The following is a 19,671-nucleotide window of genomic DNA, read 5'->3' on the forward strand; positions in this document are numbered from 1 at the left end:
AGGAGGATGTCGTCGTGCTTACGTTGCTTAATTCATTGTTGTTGAACTTCTCACTGTTGATTGCGACATTGCTGTTTGCGTTTTTACCGCTAAGACGGATCGAGCGCATCTCGCCTAACTCTTCCTTACAAGTCCGACTCGCGATCGGTTGTATCGCCGGTGTGATTGGTGCCCTGTTGATCTTTAACAGTATTTCCTATGACGTTGCAAAGATTGATTTGCGTCTCGTTGCGCTCGTCACGGCGTACTTTTACGGCGGATTAGTCAGCGGTAGCATCACGATGCTGTTCATCATCGGCGCCCGATTTGCAGTGACACCAGCTGGCGAATACCAAGGACTGATTCTGACAACCTTGATCTGTGTCGCGTTACTCGTGACAGCGACGATTTATCGACGGTTCGCTGCTCAACGGATGAAGGATTATCTCGTGTTGCTTGGAACAGGTATCGCATACAGCTTACCGGCGCTCTATTTATTAACGAACACGTTCGAGCGGTTTTTAGAGATTGCGCTCGTCTATATCATCGTCATCATGATTGGTGGCTACGTCACCTATCGTTTCTTACAAGAACTAAGGAAGCACTTTTTGTTCGTACATACGCAACAGGAACTGGCTTTAACGGATGGACTGACGCAACTCGGAAACCGCCGGAAGCTAGATGAAACGTTAGCCGAGTATACTCAGAACGGAACGGTCTTTTCCGTCCTCATTCTCGATCTCGATCATTTTAAATCAATCAACGATACATACGGTCATGAAGGGGGTGACGTCGTCTTACGACAACTCAGTCACCTCTTACAATCGTATTGTCCGGAACAGGGCGTCGTCGGTCGATACGGTGGTGAAGAGTTTGTCTTACTATTGCCGGACGTACCACTTCGACAAGCGGAACGACTCGGGGAACGGATTCGATCTGCCTGCGCCGATCAACACTTCGTTTATAAGGAGCATCCTGTGTTTCATGTCACGTTATCGCTAGGGGCTGCTTCATCCGATCAAGCGTCGACTGTATTTGAGACTGTCCAGAAAGCGGACTTAGCATTGTATGAAGCCAAACAAACCGGTCGGAATCGCGTCGTCTGTTATCGAGATCCTTTACTGTAAATAAAAATTGCCCCGCTCGACCAACTGGTCAGGCGGGGCAGTTGTGTTTAGCGATGCAGTAACGAAAATACATCATGTCGTTCAAAATCAGCTAAGATATTCGGCGCGATCAACTGACGAATCATTGTTTCGTCCGCCCAGAGATAAGCGTCGTGTTCCACTGATAATTGAACGTCCGTTTGATGCGTCGAACAGACGTACATCAAGAGAACGATTTGCCGATCGGGATGCGTCAGGAAGCTCGAAGCATAGAGCAGACGCTCCGGCGTAACTGTCAACTGTGTCTCTTCTTTTATCTCGCGAACGAGACTATCGAGCGGCAGTTCACCGAAGTCAATCTTGCCACCCGGGCATTCCCACGTCCCACCACCGAAGTCAGCAGCAGCCCGGCGGACGATCAGGAGACGCTGCTCGTGAATGATGATGCCTTTGACGGCAGGAACGATCGCTGTCATTTGACGGGACTCCGCGATAATACGACGGGATCGGTTCCTTCTGTTTCGACGAGGTGCTGATTGCGTAGATAGATTCCGCTCTCGTCAGTAAGCCCGAAAGCACGGTCTGTGCTTTCTTCCGTAAACGATTGCGTGAGATGGGCGGCTTCGCCCCACGTCTCGTAATGGACACAGATGACCGCGTCGTTCAGTAAGGCAAGACCAGGCAAGCGAAGACGTTGATTGTCGCGTTGGTCGATCTCCGGAATGATACACCGTTCGGGCGAAACGAGGGCACCGGCTGAAAAGCCGGCGACCGGCACACCATCTACGAAACGCGACTGAATGATGTCACCGATCGGTGTACCGACCAGGTATTGCTGATACAATTCGGTCTCGCCACCGGAGATGATGATGCCTTGACACTGCTTCAGTTGCGCGAGTTGTCCGTCTGTTGGTGCGTCAGATAGTGGCAGATGGACGAAAGACGAAATGCCATCTTCCTGTAACGGCTTCGTATAAATCGAGGCGTAGCTCGTCCAGTCCTTACCGGTTCGTGGAACGTATAGAATCGCGACCGGTCCACCGTTCGTTAATGCGGCAAATCGTGTTCGTAAGTTCGGTGTAAAAGGAGGACCGCCTCCAAAGAGGAATAAGTGAGTCGGCATGAGGCATGTCTCCTTTCAAGTTTAATCCAGTGTATAGCGGTTGATCGTCTCGTGCAACTCACGGGAGAGCGTATAAATCTCTTCCGTCAGCGTATGCACGACATCCATTCGTTCGCTGAAAGCGAGTGATTGCTCGGATGCATGTTGGTTGTCTTGGGCGCTGGCAATGATTCCGGCGCGTAACTGTTCGGCTTGCGCGACGAGGTGGGAAGCGGTCGATAAGACATCCCGGTTCGTTTCAGAAAGGGCGGCCATATCAACAGTAACCCCTTTTGACTGGGTGACGATCGAATCAAATGATTTCGTCGCTTCCGTGACGCGAACGACACCGTCTTGAACGGCAACGGTTCCGCGTGCCATGGCGTCTTCGAGTTGTTTTGTCTCCAGTTGGATCGAATCAATTGTTTCCTGGACACGAACCATTGACTGTTTCGATTGGTTGGCAAGATTCTGAATCTCGCGTGCGACGACGACGAATCCTTTGCCTTGTTCCCCGGCACGTGCGGCTTCGATCGAAGCGTTTAATGAGAGAAGATTCGTTTCGTTAGCGATCGATTCGATGATACTGATGATCTCTAAGATATTCTCGGAAGCGATTTGGACGCGACGTGATTTATCGGCAGCCTCATCAATCGCATTTTGAATCGATTGCATCTGTTCCGTAACGGCATGGAGATCCGAACGTCCGGTCGTTGCAAGATTTTCTGAACGACTAGCGTTATCGACGACGAGAGCCGATGTCTGCGCAGTTTGCTCGATTGTTGCCGTCAAGGATTGTAAGGACGCTGTATGCCCATCAAATGCGCCAGACTGTTGCTGGGCGGTTGCGGCAATTCCAGTCATTGCTGTTGCCATCTCTTTTGTTCCGTGTCCGGTCTCTTCGGCTTCAACGACGAGCTCAGCGAGAGAGTCATCAATCGTCCGTGACATTGCATCGACTCGCTGTACCAAATTGATTAAAGAGAGGCGCATTGTCTCGAATAAACGGGAGAGCTGTCCAATTTCATCACGTGACGTCGCAACGACCGGTTGTGATAAATCGTGTTCGGCAATCGCGCCCGCACTATGCAGTAACGCGCGAATTGGTCGGACGAGCGTGCGTGTGAAGAGGATCGCAGCAAGTGCTACCAAAGCAATTAACGCCACTAACGCAATCAATAGCTTTTGAACGAAATCAGATAAAGAAGCAAACACTTCTTCCGTATGGACTTCTGTGATCAGTCCCCAGTTGAGACCAGCGATTTTTAGTGGTGTGAAAGACGTCACGACTTCATGACCATCGGTGTCCGTTGTTTCTGTCGTTTTCGTCTGACCGGCAATGACTTGTTTGACCGGCGTCGACTGGATACGTTTTTCACCGACTTCGGTCTGTTTTGTCGCTCGGAAATCAGAGCGTAAGCGTTGATCGGCACCGACAAGATACGATTCACCGGTTTTGCCGAGTCCAGCTGTTGTTTTCATGATCTGATTGATTCGATCACCGGCGAGCTGAAGCGCAAGAACTCCACGTGGTTTGTTCGTCTTTGGGTCGACATAGGGAATCGCAAAGAAAGCAGCAGGAGCTTTTGACGGTTCGTAGTACGCATAATCAGCAATGACGCCTGTTTGTTTTGTTAAGGCGTCCTGATACGCTTTTCCGAGCCCTGACGATTTGAGATCACCGGTGACGACATTCTGACCGAGATCTGGTTCTTTGAACGCCGTATAGACGACATTTCCGTCCGGATCAATAAAGAAGACATCATAGAAGCCGAACTGCTCGATGTATTGATTGAAGTAGGTATCGAATTTTTTGGCTTCTTGTTGGTAGGCGTCGTTTGCCAGTCCACCGTCCGCAAACTGTTTCGTTAAGGGAGCGAATGCTTGCTGGACTTGTTCGTTCTCTGCTAATGCTTCGAGGTTCAAAAATTTCTCATCGATATGTTGCGTGACAGTCGCTTTTTTAGCATCACGAATCGCCTCAAGTTTCGCGTAAGCTTCGTCCGTTAAGGCACTCTTCGTTTCAACATACAAAAACGAACCGATCAAGACGATCGGTACGATCGCAAGACCGAGGAAAGCGAGTAACATTTTCGGATACAGACCCCACTTCATACGCATACACTCCGTTCGTTTTAGGTTACCTTTAGTGTACGAAAGGAATACGAGAAGAGATATTGGATTCCCATATCTTTTAAATGACTTTATTTTCCGCAGAAGCTGTAATACGAGAGTCAACGAGCCGATAGAAGCGCTGCTGTCTAAACCACAGAGCGTGTTGTTTTACTTCTTGATACAGGACGAACAGAACGAAGGCGATGACAAGACCACGTCCGATCCATGGTAAGACGAGAAGACCATAGTTCATCGCAGCAAACAGCTGAAGTAAGAAACGACGTTTACTCGAATCCCGCAGATACGTGATCAGCGGGAGTTGCTGATGCGTCTGATTGAATAATCGCAGATGAAGGAACGGACGCTTTCGATGCGACGGTTTTGGTAAGGCACCGTTCAATTCAAGGACGGTCGCCGATAAACTCGACTGTCGTTTCGTCGATAGCAGGATGTCCTCCGTTAATCCGTCCTCGCGCCGTGACCAGCGCCGGACATGAAGGGATCCGAGCAACAACACACACAGTGCGACGACGAAGAGGACAGAATGCGGTTGCAGCCAAAGCAGGAGTAACAGGGTGATACGTCCGGTTGCTAGGACGAGATGACCGCTCCATTTCCGCAAGAATCGTTGCCCGGATAGCCGGTATGTCCAAAAGCTAAAGAACGGTTGGAGCAAAGAGAGCACGAGACTAATCAGCAGTACTGTGATACTAGATTGGTCAAACCGGATGCTATGTAACGGAAAACAGAGTAGATGTAATCCGGCAGTCATTAGAAAAATCCGCACGAAGTGATACCGAACGGAATACCACTTCATTCGAACGATCGCTCCAGGAACCGGTTTGAAGAAGAGGCGATCTGCGGGTTCGAACCAAGCGTAAAAAGCGGGCAGGAATCCATACAAGATCCAACCGAGTAAAATCCAAGCGACCGGAACTGTTTGAACCCAGTCCGCTTGACCGTTTAAAATCTGAACCGTCTCATAGATGATGAATAGACCGACCGGAACGACGAGATACAGCAAGATTGTCCAGTCAAAGATTTCTCGAAAGAAGCGACGTTGTTCCGCGTGCCGTCGACGGATCCGTTGCTTCAAAAAGGTTTCAATCATGCTCGAGCACCATCGCTTCCATGATGTCGAACAAGCGAGCGCCGGGTTGACCAGAGGCTTCACCGATTTGAGCGAGTGTTCCTTGATGTTTGATGCGCCCCTGATCAATCCAGACGAAGTCGTCACAAAGACGTTCCGCGGAATCAAGGACGTGGGTGACGAGCAGAATCGCTACGCCACGCGTTCGTTCTGCTTCGAGTAAATGTAACAAGCGAATCGTCGCGACCGCGTCAAGACCAACGAACGGTTCATCGATGATTAAGCAGTCCGCGCGTTGCATCAAGGCACAGACGAGCATCACCTTCTGTTTCATTCCTTTAGAGAAAGAAGAGACATAGTCACCTGTGACAGCATGCAGTTCGAACGTCTGTAAGAGTCGTTCTGTATAGGCATGATCCGTCTCGTGGAGCGAGGCGACCAGCTCAAGGTGCTCGGCGAGCGTCAAATATTCGTAATAGGTCGGTTGCTCCGGAATATAGGCGAGTGAGACCGGTAAATCGATCTCTCCTTCGACCCAAGGTAGCGTACCGAACATCGCTTGAATCGTCGTACTTTTTCCCGCACCGTTCGTACCGACCAAACCGGTGATGGCTCCAGAGTGTAAGTCAAACGCGATTTCTTGTAAGACAGGCTGACCGACGTCATATCCAGCTTGCTGTATGGATACATGCATAGTAAACATCTCCTTTCACTCCATCTACTGATAGAAGAAGAAAAATGTTTCACAGCAATAGAAATCAGTAGAACCATAGTAAAAAATGTAACAGGTTGAAAATAATAAATGGAGTATACTGGGAACATCAAATTTAGGGGATGATTATGATGGAGACAGTAAAACAGATCTATTACCGCGAGTCCGGCATGGGAAAAGGACAAACGTTTTGGTGGGACCGCGCAAGTCGGATGATTCGAGCGGAAGATGAAGAAAATCGATTGACGGCACCCGGAGGACGCACACTGACACAAGACGATCTAGCGTTCATGGATACGTGGATGAGGAAGTATGATCTAGTAGCGTGGGGGACGTATCCTGAGTCAGTCCATGAGATGCTAGACGGGACGGATTGGACGCTTGAAGTAACAACGAATAACCAAACCGTCTGTATCAGCAAGTCAAATGTCTATCCACCTGGATGGAGAAACATCCGTGACGCGTTGTATCGTTTTTTCACATCACAAGCGAGTCAGGAGGGGCAGCGATGAAACGAACATGGTTGTATGTGATTCCCTTTGCTTGGTTTGGACCCTATTTTGATTGGAAAGAAGGTTCACTTCTAGGCTATGCCTTATTTTTGTTTGGACTCGGTGCTCTATCGTATTCACTTGCGCGGAGTGGGAAACCGAAATATATCGTCATCGGCAATCTAGTTTCGTTTGCGATTTCATACGGGATCGCGCTCAGCGTAGGGAGAGGATATGGCGAAGGGTACTTCAATCCATTGACGATCAGTCAACTAGTGATCGGAGTAAGTATCTTGAATCTGGTTGTACAAATACCAATCGTGATGCATGCGATTCAACGACGAGCAAAACAAAGTAAAAGCGCTCCTTAAAACTAGGAGCGCTTACTCATTAATTTTCACCTTTAAAGACGACTTCGTTATCGTTCCATGAGAAAGAAGGTTTGTAGATAAGTTCGAGGGACTGACCTTTTGGTGCATCGTAAAAGAGTTTACCTTTTAACGTCTTACCTTTGTTTAAATCACCACTGATTGCCATGTCATCTCCGAAATAAGAATCGACTTGTTCATCATTAATATAGAGGTTGAATTCCGTATCATCGATGAAAGCAGAATCATCTCCTTTATTGATTGCTGTTACATCAAATACAACGACATTGCCATTTTTTGATTCGCTGTATTGAGCAGGAGACTGGTTTTGAGCTTTTGAAATCGTGAGCTGTACATCACCGACTTTGATCGTATCGCCGAATGCAAAATGCTTAGGCGTATTTTTTTGTTTATCGCCTTTAGCCTGTTTTGAATCGACTGTAGTGACTTCTCCTCCTTTTTTGAGCTCTTTGTCTACTTCGTTTGCGAAGAATGATGTACATGCGACCATTGCAACGATAAGAATGACGATTGCGATGATCAAACCAAGTACCAATTTAAGAAGCTTTTTCATACTGATAAACCGATCCCTTCGAATTCAATAAGAATTGCTATGTATTTCCTACACTTATTAAAATGGAAAAAATGCTATACTTTTTAACAAATAACAAATTTTAATATAAAATAAGTAAGAATTAATAATAATCTATCATAAAACCCAAATTAATACCATAATTTATTTATATTAAAATAATTTTGAAATTTCTATTTTTTAGGTTTTGAATAGAGAGGACACCACAAGGATTTACAAATAAAAAACATCACGCAAAATGCGTGATGTGTGATTAGAGGAGTCCTAAAATCTCGACTTCGACCAAGGCACCTTTCGGTAGTTCTTTCACAGCGATACAAGACCTAGCTGGGAAGTGATTGTGCGGTGCGAAGTAATCGGAGTAGATCGTATTAAAAGAAGCGAAGTGTTCCATGCTCGTTAAGTAGCATGTCGTCTTGACGACGCGGTCAGGTGTCAGTCCTGCCTCTTTCAGGATGGCATCGACGTTTCGCATGACTTGTTCCGTCTGCTCCGTGATCCCGCCTGGTACAAGCTCACCTGTTGCTGGATCGATCGGGATTTGCCCGGAAGCATAGAGTGTTCCGTTTGCGATAAAGCCTTGCGAGTAAGGACCAATCGCAGCAGGGGCGTTCGTTGTGTCGATCTGTTTGAATATAGACATGAAAAGAACCTCCTCTTATAAAATACATATGTACGACACCGAGTGATTCGACTCGGATATCCCTCAACCCTTCAAAGGAGTGAATTGATATGCCACTTTATCATAAATTAGTTCGAGACGCGATTCCAAACATCATCGACCAAAACGGGAAAAAAGCGACGTTCCGCACGTTGGACGAAAATGAATTCCTAGTGGAAGCGAAAAAGAAATTACATGAAGAACTCGCTGAATACGAGGAAGCGACGACGGACACAGACGCTGTCGAGGAGTTAGCTGATTTACTGGAGCTCATCCAAGCGTTAGCGAAGATACATCGCGTGACAGTCGAGGAACTGGAAGCCGTCCGAGCGAAGAAACAGCAACAACGCGGCGGATTCGAAGAACGTCTCTATCTGATTGAGGTCAAAGATTGATCCCGGAAGCGAAGCTGACGACGCATCATGTATATGACTCACTTATCGAAGCCATTGATTTGGCAGAGGAAGTCTATATCGTCGCAGCGTTTGCTCAGAAGTCAGGCGTCGCTTTACTCGTCCCGGCGTTTCGTCGTGCGTTGCAACGAGGAGCCGAGATTCGTCTGTTGATTGGCGACTATCTACATATCACTGACCCAGAAGCATTAGCACAGTTGCTTGCGCTGGATGGGTTGTCAGTTCGCTTTTATCGGTCTGGTGGACGCTCTTTCCATCCGAAAGCGTATCTGTTTCGAAACGCAGAGACTGGCTTATCAATCGTCGGTTCGTCGAACATCTCGAACAGTGCACTTCGGTCTGGAATCGAATGGAACGTCCATCTACCACAAGCTGTCGCTCCACAGATCCTTGATGATGCGATTGATGCCTTCATGGATCTTTACCTCAGCGAATCGGCAGAAGAACTGAATCCGGTTGTCTTAGAAACCTATCGTCAAGAGTATGCGGCACGTCAATATGTCGCAGAACCAGAAGTCGAGTATGACGAAGGAACAGTCGTCGTTGCACCAGAAATCCTGCCGCACCGAGTGCAGGAAGAAGCGCTCCGCGCGTTACGGGAAACGATGGAAGAAGGGCGGACACGGGCGTTGGCGGTGCTTGCGACTGGACTAGGGAAGACCTACCTCAGTGCGTTCTTTGCGGGAGACTTTACACGAGTCCTGTTCCTGGCACATCAAAAAGAACTATTACTGCAAGCGGAGCGTTCGTTTCAAAAAGTCAATCCGGCGTGGCAGACCGGCTTTTATATCGGTAGTGACCGGACCGTCACGGAGACGACAGAGATCGTCTTCGCTTCCGTCCAGACGCTGGCGCAAAAGCGTCACTTGGACCGTTTTGCAACGGATCAGTTTGATCTCATCATTGTTGACGAGTTCCATCACGCGGCAGCGACGAGTTATCGAAAGATCATCGATCATTTCACGCCCCGTTTCCTGCTCGGTCTGACAGCGACACCAGACCGGATGGACGGTGCGGATGTCTATGCAATCTGTCACCATAACGTTGCTTTCCAGATGCATTTTACAGCAGCGATTGCTGAAGGATTTTTGACGCCGTTTCATTATTACGGTATTCATGACACGATTGACTATTCCCAGATACGACGAATCGGGCGGACCTATGATGCGACGCAGCTCGAGCATAAACAACTTGATCGAGAGGTCGCGGATAATATCTATCATTCGTGGGAGAAACATCGGCAAACGAAGACGATTGGCTTTTGTTCGTCGATCAAGCAGGCAGAATATCTGGCGCAAGTATTCCGGGAAAAAGGAACGACGGCATTTGCACTGACAGGGCAGACGACGAATCGCGCGAAATATATGCAAGCATTCGAGCAAGGTAAGATTGACGTTCTCTTTACCGTCGATTTGTTCAACGAAGGTGTCGATATTCCGAAAGTGGATACACTCCTGTTCTGTCGACCGACTGAATCTGTCGCCATTTACACGCAACAAATCGGACGCGGCTTACGTTTAGCGCAAGACAAATCGCACTGCGTCATCATCGACTTGATTGGGAACTATCGTAACGTCGAGACGAAACTGAAACTGCTAGGAACAATGAAAGAATCGTTCAAGCGAGGGGAGAGAGAACCGATTACGCCACCGCCCGGCTGTGTGATTGAGTTCGATACGCGGGCACTGGAATTGATTCATCGACTACGACAGCCAAACCAGCGAAAGTTACGATTGATTGAGCAATACGAGCAAATCAAATATGAACTCGGTCGTCGACCATCGTATGTTGAAATCGGAGAATATGCAGCAGTTCCACAAGGTTATAAACAAGAGTGGGGTTCTTATGTTGGGTTCTTGAAGGAGCATCAGGAGCTATCAGACGAAGAGGTCAAAGCGTACGACGCAAATCGAGAATTGATCGAGCAGGTTGAAAAAACGATCATGAACCGAAGTTATAAGATGGTCGTTCTGTTAGCGATGCTTAAGCGGGGAGAAGAGCGCTGGATGGAACCGATCACTGCAGAGGAAGTCGCACCATTCTTTTATGATTATTTGCATGCGGAAAAGTATCGAGAGTCGAAAGATGCACAAACAGCGGAGTTGAAAGGACCGTTTGATTCAGCAAAAGTAGAACGGTTATTGAAAAAGATGCCGTTTCCGAAAATGGGTAATCCATTCGTATTCGAAAACAACAAATTAACCATTTCGACAGTTGGTTATGCGTCGGATGATTTTTATGAAATGATATTAGAAATTGTTCGATATAGAATTAATATATATTTTGCTAAAAAAGGAAACTGAATGTTCATTCTATCCAAGTAATGATAAAATTAAATATAACTTACTAAAATAAATGTATAAACTAATTGGGGTGAGATTAATTGAAAGAAGTAGAGGTTTGGGGAGAGTTACAGACGCTTCTTCATGTAGACGAAATAATTTTTCATTTCGATGAGATTAATCAAATGATTGAAGATAGTCCGACGGAAGCATTAGCGTATCTTGATGGATTATTCATAGCATTATCTGAAAAGCGTTCGACACAATTAGCTGAGCAAATTGGCCAAGATAAAACGAAATCACACTTATTTCAAAAAAATTTATTACATTTGGCATGGAAACATATGCGAGTTGGACTTAATGTATCGATGCGCGAATTTCAAATTGCGAATGAATATATTAAAATAAGCGATTCAATTTATGCAGAGAATCTTCGTGTTTCAAAAGGATTTAGAGCGCTTAGTATTTTAATCGAAATAGCTCAATATTGGGTCAGTGCTCGTAAGTTCTTTGCTAAAGAGAATGAGATTTCAGATTTTCCGATGTCTAAAATTATTGAGACGAGTCCTACACCCGTTGAGATGGCTATCGAGAAACCCGAACACTTTGAAGACAAAGAAGCGAACACTAGTTTCAGAACAGAGTCTGGTGACTTTTTGACGCGAATGCGTGTCTTACAATCTTCATCGAAAGAATCTGTTGTTCATGCAGAATCGTTTGGATCTCTTCGGGCTTATATGCATGTTGTTCGTCCTATTCAGGAAATATTGACGGAAAAACTGGAAGTGGCTCGCAAGAGTCCCTCGCCTAGCCTGATTCTCTTATGCGGTAGTGTAGGGGATGGGAAAAGTCATCTACTTGCTTATTTGATGGAGAATCGTCCTGATCTTTTTGAAGAGGTGCTGGTACATAATGATTCGACCGAAGCACATAATCCAAGTGAAAATGCGCTTGAGACACTGGAGAGAGTCTTACATCATTTCGATGCATCACCGGAAAAGGCGAGGACGACAATTATTGCCATCAATTTAGGGGTCTTGCATAATTTTTATCATCTTCAAAAATCTAAAGGGCGTTTTAATCAAGTGACGTCATTTATCGATCGAAGTGAAGTGTTTGCATCAGCCGCGAGTAACGGAAAAAGCGAAGGGCATTTCCATCTACTTAATTTCTCTGGAGAACAATTTTATGAAGTGACGTCGAATGGGGCCACTTCTAGAGTTTGTTTGGAAATCATCCGACGTATCACAGCGAAGGATGAAAAAAATCCATTTTATGAATCATGGTTAAAAGATATTCAACAAGAAAATGTAACGGTAGCTCATCAGAATTTTGAGTTGTTGCAACATGAATCTGTACAACAAGCAGTCGTCAAAGCTTTAGTCGAGGCGATGATTAAGCAAAAAGTAATCATATCTATGCGGGCATTGTACAACTTCATTTACGATATCATCGTACCGGTAAAGGTGACGACAGCTATCTCTTCACTTCAAGAACATATTGACGCTATGTTACCAAATCTATTATTCGCACACCCTGACCGTTCTCCTCTTCTTCATATTTTACATGAAGTTGATCCTTTGAAGATGCGCCTTCAACATTTCGATATGATGTTGACACGTTTCATCATGACTGAACATCCTGAAAGAATGGTTAAAGAAATTCTAGGTAATCGAGCATTGGGTGGTATATGGGAACGTCTATCAGAAGTTGATGGTCGTGAGACACAGCTTGCATTCGCACGTCTGTTGATTCGTAACTATGCTTTACTCTATCCAGAAAAAATTGATGATATCTATGAATCATTCGTCCAGTTATTATTTGCTTACTACACCGGGGACGAAGAAGGTATGGGCGAGGTCTTTGAACTATTAAACAACGTATTGTATATGTGGAAAGGTTCGCCGCGCGATGGTTATATATACATCGATCCACCGAATAAACGATTCCGTATGGCCATCACGTTAAAAGTCGAAGAAAGTGTCGACGAAGAAACGTATGGGATGGCTGAAGGGCAGAATATCTTAACTCGTTTTGAGCCTTCGGTCCGTATCGGATATCAACAAGATGCGACAAACCACTTATTTGATTTGGATTATTCTTTGTTTGCTTTACTGAAAAAAGTAGCATCCGGCTACCGTCCTACAAAACAAGATGTACAAAATGCACTTCAATTTGCTGAATTTCATGAAAAGCTAATTCAAGGGGCAGATAAAACGAATAAATTATTGCTTGTCCATACACTAGATTACTCGATGCTAGAAATTTCAAAACCAAAATTCTCAAAATCACGATACGAAGTAAAGAAGGTGAAGTAAGTGTATCAACTTAAGAAGGAAAGCATTCGGCGTTTTGCAGGAAAAGGTGGAAAATATGTTTTTGCACGAAGAAAGAACGTCTATCTTCTGCCTTTTCCTACCCGAGAGCCAGAGCGTGTGAAATTTGAGAACGGTTTTTTATCAGTTACCGGTGCATTCGTACGGATGATTAAAGGGAAATCTGCAGAAATCGATTTAAAAAGTCAGTCTTTTGATGACGTGCTAAGACTAGGAAAATTCGACGATGATGAGTCTAAGCAACTGTTTGAGTACTATCTCGAAGAATCAAATCATGACGTAACAAGTCAGCGAATCGATAAAATTGAGCAATTGGAGCGAGTACCTCTCTCGGAAAATGAACGAGAACAAATAGGGGAAATCGACTTTGCTCGGTACCTATATGACACATATGCGAGAGAAAGCCGAACTGTCTTACATGACCACTTCCAGACGACTGAGGAGATGGATATCATCACTACAGTACTCATGGAGCAATTATCTCCAGTAGCGCGCTACGATCAAGGAGAAGAGACGTATCGCTCATTATTTCCTGGACTTGAGGAACGTTTTCAAGAGGATGTAGCACATATGCGGCGTAATCCAAAATTCCTAATAGAGAATCTGTCAGCATTACTTGTCCATTATGCATTCACATCGATTACGCAAACTATCTTCAAGGTGAACAAAATCGGGCATTTTGAGGCGCACCATCTTCAACCTTTATACTTTCTTCTTCGATGGGAAAAGGGAGCAAAATGGCGTGAAAATTATGAGAGTGGATACAGACTGATTAAGTACGGACTGGAACATTTCTATGCACATGAGCATGCATTGAATATTTTATCGATGAACGATTTTATGGATCATGATAAGAACCGTCTATATCATGACTACTTCGAGTTTTTCGCTGAAAAACCAGAAGGAAGACACCAATTCATATCATCGATTTATGAATGGTTAGAAGAAGAATATGCCACTTGGACGAAACAGGATGTACCACATAATTTAGAAGGAAAAACATTACGGGATGCCTTCGAAGATTTACATCGAACGATTCGGATAGGAGTATCAAAAGAATTGAATTCCCGATATCCGAAGACACTTGAAATGCTTGTAAAACAATTCTATCGGAAAAACGGTGGTTCACTTGGAACGTTGTTATCCTTGTCACAAGAACAGTTATTGATGTTGGTTGCAGTATCAGTAAAAGAGGAGCGAATCGAATTACGTGAGCTATGGAATCGGCTCGAAGAACGAGGTGTTTGGTTCGACTATAATTCGAAAGAAGAAGTCGTTAAACTACTTGATAAATTAAATTATTTGGAAAAGAAAAGCGATAGTGGGGATGCTCAATATGTCAAATCCATTCTTTAATCATATTAGTCAACAATTGAATCGCTTCTTTCAGCAAGAGGCACTAAATCAACAAACGGATCGATATTATGTTCACTTGCCCTCTAGGAAACACGTCGTAGAAATGTATGATGCACTATCCAATTTATCGACGAGTAAACCATTTCAGTACCGTCATCCATCTGGAACGCGAACGTACGAGACGATTTCCTTAGAATACGGCAGTCAAAAATTCGTTATTGCTGCAACGGGGATTGATACGAGTATCGACTTCTTAGTTACACTTCGAAATGAGATGAGTGAACAAAAAGGAATTTGGAAGGGAACTTCTCTGGTCCTTCTTTCCGACACGCTTAATGACTCAATTCGTGGCGGTGGACGGAATCTCATGAGTGAGGGACTTCCACTACACGTCAGTCAGATGGTCAAGAGTATGGATGAGTTGCTAGAGGTCAGTCGATTTTCGAAGGTAGAACAAGCCGCCTTCATGCATTATCTAAAGAATCGTGAACAAACAACGCGTATGCAAAATACATCCTTCCTTGATTTCGAGGAGACGCTTGCTTTGCTAGAAAAGGGGAATTTAGAACAAGCGGATTATCGTGCGCTTCATTACTTCCAAGATAGTGGACTTGGTATCTTATTAGAAGAGCAAGCGCAGTATGAAATGACCTCGAGAGAATGGATCAAACGTCAACGAGAAATCGACCGACGTCTTGACGTGAATACTCGAAAGCATGAAGAAATAGGTCGGTTAGTCGAGATGGGGAATGCAAGAGATCGTTTAGAGGAATTGTATGACAAAGGGGCTTCGATCTTAAGTGATGATGAAAAGTGGTATGTACAGGATTTCAATAAGATTCTTGAGTGGGAAGAGGTCGCTTCAGAGAAGAAAGTGATTCATTTCGAGGCAAACGGCATCCAAGTATCAACGGATGATATAACACCAATCGAGGAAGTCCAACTTGAGAAACGACCTAAGGCAGACACAAAAGCCGGACGACGCGAATGGAATCTATTGTTATTTGCTCCTCCACATGTTTCGACTATCGAACTAAAGTTACCATTTGATCGTCACGTTAGTAATAAGTTCATCTCGACAGGAAATGCTGTATCGAGCGGACACTCAATTCGAGTTAACATTGATGCTTCATCAGGTGAAACGTTGTTCGAGCGAGTAGTTTACAAACACGAGAATAAAGCGGCGAGTACGTATAAATTTAATATTGCTATCTTACGTTGTCCGAAGGAATGGTTAGTACCTCATTTTTCTTCTTTCCAAGTCGATACGACACCTAAAAGCAAACAGGCAATCCGGTTGAATTTTGATGGAAGAGGTGTTCGAATCGGCGAAGGAGAAACAGAAATTCCTGTTCTAGTAGATGATGAGACGGTAACTATCGATGAAGGAGCTATCTTACTTTTTAAAGGTGACCAAATCGAGGAGCAGGATGAGTTTCGATTCCGAATCTCGGATGGGCGAACTTCGATACCAATCGTCGTTAAAGATATTGCGATCCGTTCGATTCCATTGGAAGGTTCGAAGTTATGGGAAAAGAAACGTCAATCTCGTTCTTCTTTTAAAATGCTTGAAGATGGAAAGCGTGTCGAAATTGATAACCTACCTTACACGATTTATGAGAATGACCGCCGTTATTTGATGATGGAGAAAAACTGGACGACTACACAAATGCGATCTGCTGTAATTCGTTTGGATGAACTGGAGGAAGTTGAATTAGAGCTTCCATACACACTTGAAGAGATATACATGGAATTTTTACAAACTATCGAGCGAAAAGGCGGAATGCCTTCCTTGATTCACTATGATGAAGAAATGATTGAGGTGGGAACACGATATGTCGATGCATATCTCGATAGCATCGAACAAATAGAAAGTTCACAAGTCATGATAGACGCAGAACGAAATCTTTTCCGTCTGGGAATGATTCGGGAAGGGAAATCCATATATTTCTCACCTTTCGCTCCATTAAATGTCGCCTATCAGCTGCAGGTATCGGCAGAATTAGCTGAAGAACAAGTTGATTCAAATATATTGCGGCGTTTGAAAGCAATGTATGTTATACCCTATCTAAAGGTGCAAGATGATTTATACATGCCGATTGATGAAAGTCGAATGGCAGAGTGGCATTTATATCGGCCGAGTGAAGAGGCGTCTGTAGGAGAAACAAGCAGTTATTTGGCTAAAATCGTTTCAGAGAAGATGACACAATTCGTTGATCATTATGAGTATCTATTCTCCATTGATGAAAGAGCTGCACTTCGTATCAACGTCGTAAATATTGCGAATGATCGTGAAGTTCTTCGTGGTATCGTGGATTGGCTGAAGAGTCAAGTACGTCAGTCAGGTCACTTGGATGCATTACGCCATATTGAGGTGACTTCTTATAAACTAGATGAAAAAACGTCTAGTGTCTTCGATGAACTGAACGAAGCGAGTTCAGCATCAATTTTCAAAGAACGAATTGGTATAGATTTCGCAACAAAAGATTTTGAAGCGGATGAGGTGATGGTCGCTTTCCAGTCTGCGATTCATTACATGAAAAAGGATTTTGAAGAAACGATGGAGTATGCGCATGTAACTTTTTATAAGATGCGAAACGAAGAGAACATATCCCGTCAATTGATGACGAGTTTACCATGCAGTATGAATCTTAACGGATTATTCACGACGAGTGTTTCTTCACGAACAGATAGTAGTGGATATCGTTCAGGGTATGGAATCGGTGAAAGTGACACGAGAAGAACGCAACTGACACGTTTTGGTTATCAGATGAACGAACTTATCGCCAATATGCAAGGAGGCGGACATGATGCATACACTAAAGGTATTGCGCTCGCAATGCACGTGCGTACCGAGAGTGAACGCTTCTTAAAATCTCTCTATGAAAGCGCACATTGGGTGACGTTCATTGATCCGTCCGTAGATTTGAAATATTTCCAAGAATCTTCCGACCATCTCGTTATTGTCCATTACAGTGACCAACTGTCCTCATCGAGTAGTTACGATGCAATCACAGTAACTGATAAATCAAACCTTTACTTCAATGTCATCGAAGAAATCATGCAGAGTCAGCAGGTAGAGATGACGAAAGAGGCGATTCAGAACGTCATTCTTGCATTCAACACTTTTAATGGAGAATGGTTGTTACGGGCTGTCCAAAATCGTAGCCATGATAAGCGTGAAAAGATGAGTTTGGTCTCAGCGATCAAAAGAATCTTACTACATGTTGACCATCCGAATATTCGATGGGTCCCTGTTGCGATGGAGGAAATTGTAAGGGTGACTGGGAGCGTAGGACTCAGTAGAAAAGATGGATTGTTCTCAGGCAAGACAATTGGTAGACGTGGGAATTGTAGTGATGATTTAATGTTGATGGGTCTTGAACAAGTGGATGGTCGACTTAAATTACATCTTTATCCGGTCGAGGTTAAAATTGGTTTAAATGAAACACCTATTATTGATAAAGGAATTTCGCAGGTCAAAGAATTAAAACAACGCTTGCATGATTATCTTGTTGCAGACGAAGGTTTTGATGCACGGTTCCTGAGAAATTATTTCGCGCGAATCTATCTCAATAATCTTGAAAAGATAAAGCATAATCAGGTTTGGCCAGAACGCGATTATACAGTATCAGGTGAAGAAATCGACGGTCTCTTGAATGACGATTTTGATATTACGAATGAGCTTGAAAAAGAATTCGGTGCAGGTTTTGTCGTCTCTTTCCGTAAAGCAGCAGAAGCAGCAACGAGTCAAAGACGAAACGGTGTAGTGGTGCTTGAATATCCAGAATATGAAGGCTATGCTACTCTTGCATATTCAATGAAAGAGCTTTCGGAGGGTGTGGCGATTAAACCGCCACCGAAGCCGCCAGTAGTGACACCGCCAGTAGTGACACCGCCAGTAGTGACACCGCCAGTAGTGACACCACCAGTAGTGACACCACCAGTAGTGACACCGCCTGATAAAGAGATACGCCCTTGGATTGGGAGAAGCTTAGGTAAAGCAGTTCATTGGGAGTTCATGGATAAAAATTTATCGAATCGTCATTTGCTAATCGGTGGAAGATCAGGTCAAGGGAAGACTTATTTTATTCAATCAATTTTGCTTGACTTGGCTAACAGTGGACAATCGGCACTTGTGATAGATTATTCAAGTAGTTATACGTTAACACAACTGGATGAAGTTTTTTTAAAGCGAATGGAAGGGAAACTGACGGAACGCATTGTTTATCATGAAGGATTCCCGTTGAATCCATTCCGCCGTCGTGATAAAGAAGTTGTGGGACGGATTGAGAAAGAAAAGCCTAATGAAGTGGCAACACGTGTCGCGGATGTATTCCAAGCTGTCTACAAGACATTCGGTCCACAACAGAAGAGTGCGCTTTATGAAGCGACGAAACGTGGAATCATCAAACATGGCGACCATATGCGAATGGAACATTTATTGGAGGAAATTAAAGAGTTGGATATAGCTACTTCGAGCGTAATCGCATCGATCACAAGTAGATTGACACAATTTGTTGATATGGATCCATTCGACTATGAAGGAGAAGATAAATGGAAAGAATATTTTGGACCAGGTGGAAAGGTGACCGTCATTCAACTCGCTGGTTACGACCAAGATGATATTAAGAAATTGATGACGGAATTCATTCTATGGGATTTATGGTACTTTACACAGGATGGAACAAAGGATGAACCCATTCCAGTTGTATTAGACGAAGCACAAAATTTATCATTTACAGATGGTTCGCCGGCAGCAAAAATTTTACGTGAGGGTCGAAAATTTGGTTGGTCAGCATGGTTTGCGACTCAAACTTTTAATAATTTCGCAAAAGATGAACTATCAATTTTAGATAATGCTGGGACAAAGATATATTTTTCTCCTGCTGAAAGCGAACTCAAAATTCTTGCGAGTCGAATTGGCATGGCGAATCCGGACGATTTACGCCAATTACGCAAAGGACAGTGCCTCAGTGTAGGGCATTTCCTGGATGAGCAAGGTCGTTCATATAATGGTCAGCATATTGTAGATATACCGGCGTTGAATGAGAAGTGATGAAGCATT

At 44.4% G+C, this 19,671-nt stretch carries 15 protein-coding genes; 8 read left to right on the plus strand and 7 right to left on the minus strand.

Translation table 11 applies throughout. The features are described from left to right. The first annotated feature begins 14 nt into the window (after positions 1–14). Positions 15–1,106 (plus strand): GGDEF domain-containing protein, encoded by a 1,092-nt coding sequence (locus tag EXW93_RS01445; protein ID WP_174315939.1) that lies wholly within the window; start codon positions 15–17, stop codon positions 1,104–1,106. A gap of 47 nt (positions 1,107–1,153) precedes the next feature. Here the strand turns inward: EXW93_RS01445 and EXW93_RS01450 are convergent, their stop codons facing one another. The 5 genes from EXW93_RS01450 to EXW93_RS01470 all read right to left on the minus strand — a co-directional run bounded on the left by EXW93_RS01450 (position 1,154) and on the right by EXW93_RS01470 (position 6,086). Beyond that, the gene (locus EXW93_RS01450) at positions 1,154–1,561 is read right to left on the minus strand and encodes an NUDIX hydrolase (protein ID WP_035399133.1); all 408 of its coding nucleotides are present in this window, start codon (positions 1,559–1,561) and stop codon (positions 1,154–1,156) included. Continuing rightward, on the minus strand, positions 1,558–2,208 hold the full coding sequence (locus EXW93_RS01455; RefSeq protein WP_174315940.1) for a Type 1 glutamine amidotransferase-like domain-containing protein: 651 nt from the start codon (positions 2,206–2,208) through the stop codon (positions 1,558–1,560). Before EXW93_RS01455 ends, EXW93_RS01450 begins: the two co-directional genes overlap by 4 nt. Positions 2,209–2,229: 21 nt before the next feature. Then, the gene (locus tag EXW93_RS01460) at positions 2,230–4,308 is read right to left on the minus strand and encodes a methyl-accepting chemotaxis protein (RefSeq protein WP_174315941.1); all 2,079 of its coding nucleotides are present in this window, start codon (positions 4,306–4,308) and stop codon (positions 2,230–2,232) included. A 73-nt stretch (positions 4,309–4,381) separates the two neighbouring features. Beyond that, a complete protein-coding gene (locus EXW93_RS01465) occupies positions 4,382–5,413 on the minus strand; it encodes an ABC transporter permease (RefSeq protein ID WP_174315942.1) in 1,032 nt (343 codons plus the stop codon). Then, entirely contained in the window at positions 5,406–6,086 is a 681-nt protein-coding gene (locus tag EXW93_RS01470) for an ABC transporter ATP-binding protein (RefSeq protein ID WP_174315943.1), read from the minus strand. The genes EXW93_RS01465 and EXW93_RS01470 overlap by 8 nt, the downstream gene beginning before the upstream one ends. 149 nt (positions 6,087–6,235) lie before the next feature. Here EXW93_RS01470 and EXW93_RS01475 point away from each other — a divergent pair, with 149 nt between their 5' ends. Then, a complete protein-coding gene (locus EXW93_RS01475) occupies positions 6,236–6,616 on the plus strand; it encodes a hypothetical protein (protein ID WP_174315944.1) in 381 nt (126 codons plus the stop codon). Then, a complete protein-coding gene (locus EXW93_RS01480; RefSeq protein WP_174315945.1) occupies positions 6,613–6,966 on the plus strand; it encodes a hypothetical protein in 354 nt (117 codons plus the stop codon). The genes EXW93_RS01475 and EXW93_RS01480 overlap by 4 nt, the downstream gene beginning before the upstream one ends. A 19-nt stretch (positions 6,967–6,985) precedes the next feature. Here EXW93_RS01480 and EXW93_RS01485 read toward each other — a convergent pair whose 3' ends face one another. Both EXW93_RS01485 and EXW93_RS01490 read right to left on the minus strand, forming a co-directional pair. Next, complete coding sequence (locus EXW93_RS01485; protein ID WP_174315946.1) at positions 6,986–7,537, minus strand: DUF4352 domain-containing protein; 552 nt, start codon at positions 7,535–7,537, stop codon at positions 6,986–6,988. Positions 7,538–7,808: 271 nt separating this feature from the next. Continuing rightward, positions 7,809–8,198, minus strand: a complete 390-nt coding sequence (locus tag EXW93_RS01490; protein WP_174315947.1) for a RidA family protein — start codon at positions 8,196–8,198, stop codon at positions 7,809–7,811. An 89-nt stretch (positions 8,199–8,287) separates the two neighbouring features. On the opposite strand from EXW93_RS01490, the gene EXW93_RS01495 reads away from it, so the two are divergent. The 5 genes from EXW93_RS01495 to dptH all read left to right on the plus strand — a co-directional run bounded on the left by EXW93_RS01495 (position 8,288) and on the right by dptH (position 19,662). Continuing rightward, a complete protein-coding gene (locus EXW93_RS01495; RefSeq protein WP_174315948.1) occupies positions 8,288–8,611 on the plus strand; it encodes a nucleoside triphosphate pyrophosphohydrolase in 324 nt (107 codons plus the stop codon). Next, positions 8,608–10,932 (plus strand): DEAD/DEAH box helicase family protein, encoded by a 2,325-nt coding sequence (locus EXW93_RS01500; protein ID WP_174315949.1) that lies wholly within the window; start codon positions 8,608–8,610, stop codon positions 10,930–10,932. Before EXW93_RS01495 ends, EXW93_RS01500 begins: the two co-directional genes overlap by 4 nt. An 80-nt stretch (positions 10,933–11,012) precedes the next feature. Then, a complete protein-coding gene (dptF, locus tag EXW93_RS01505; protein ID WP_174315950.1) occupies positions 11,013–13,229 on the plus strand; it encodes a DNA phosphorothioation-dependent restriction protein DptF in 2,217 nt (738 codons plus the stop codon). A 117-nt stretch (positions 13,230–13,346) separates the two neighbouring features. Next, entirely contained in the window at positions 13,347–14,603 is a 1,257-nt protein-coding gene (dptG, locus tag EXW93_RS01510; protein WP_174315951.1) for a DNA phosphorothioation-dependent restriction protein DptG, read from the plus strand. Beyond that, positions 14,584–19,662: a DNA phosphorothioation-dependent restriction protein DptH gene (dptH, locus tag EXW93_RS01515; protein ID WP_174315952.1), complete on the plus strand. Its 5,079-nt coding sequence runs from the start codon at positions 14,584–14,586 to the stop codon at positions 19,660–19,662. The genes dptG and dptH overlap by 20 nt, the downstream gene beginning before the upstream one ends. Positions 19,663–19,671 lie beyond the last annotated feature (9 nt).

Source organism: Exiguobacterium sp. JMULE1, from assembly GCF_013337175.1.
Taxonomy (GTDB): domain Bacteria; phylum Bacillota; class Bacilli; order Exiguobacteriales; family Exiguobacteriaceae; genus Exiguobacterium_A; species Exiguobacterium_A indicum.

What these genes read in the sequence shown, in the direction of transcription:
- EXW93_RS01450 (WP_035399133.1), bottom strand. Translation starts at nt 1,561, where the DNA reads ATGACAGCGATCGTTCCTGCCGTCAAAGGCATCATCATTCACGAGCAG.
- EXW93_RS01455 (WP_174315940.1), bottom strand. Translation starts at nt 2,208, where the DNA reads ATGCCGACTCACTTATTCCTCTTTGGAGGCGGTCCTCCTTTTACACCG.
- EXW93_RS01460 (WP_174315941.1), bottom strand. Translation starts at nt 4,308, where the DNA reads ATGCGTATGAAGTGGGGTCTGTATCCGAAAATGTTACTCGCTTTCCTC.
- EXW93_RS01465 (WP_174315942.1), bottom strand. Translation starts at nt 5,413, where the DNA reads ATGATTGAAACCTTTTTGAAGCAACGGATCCGTCGACGGCACGCGGAA.
- EXW93_RS01470 (WP_174315943.1), bottom strand. Translation starts at nt 6,086, where the DNA reads ATGCATGTATCCATACAGCAAGCTGGATATGACGTCGGTCAGCCTGTC.
- EXW93_RS01475 (WP_174315944.1), top strand. Translation starts at nt 6,236, where the DNA reads ATGGAGACAGTAAAACAGATCTATTACCGCGAGTCCGGCATGGGAAAA.
- EXW93_RS01480 (WP_174315945.1), top strand. Translation starts at nt 6,613, where the DNA reads ATGAAACGAACATGGTTGTATGTGATTCCCTTTGCTTGGTTTGGACCC.
- EXW93_RS01485 (WP_174315946.1), bottom strand. Translation starts at nt 7,537, where the DNA reads ATGAAAAAGCTTCTTAAATTGGTACTTGGTTTGATCATCGCAATCGTC.
- EXW93_RS01490 (WP_174315947.1), bottom strand. Translation starts at nt 8,198, where the DNA reads ATGTCTATATTCAAACAGATCGACACAACGAACGCCCCTGCTGCGATT.
- EXW93_RS01495 (WP_174315948.1), top strand. Translation starts at nt 8,288, where the DNA reads ATGCCACTTTATCATAAATTAGTTCGAGACGCGATTCCAAACATCATC.
- dptH (WP_174315952.1), top strand. Translation starts at nt 14,584, where the DNA reads ATGTCAAATCCATTCTTTAATCATATTAGTCAACAATTGAATCGCTTC.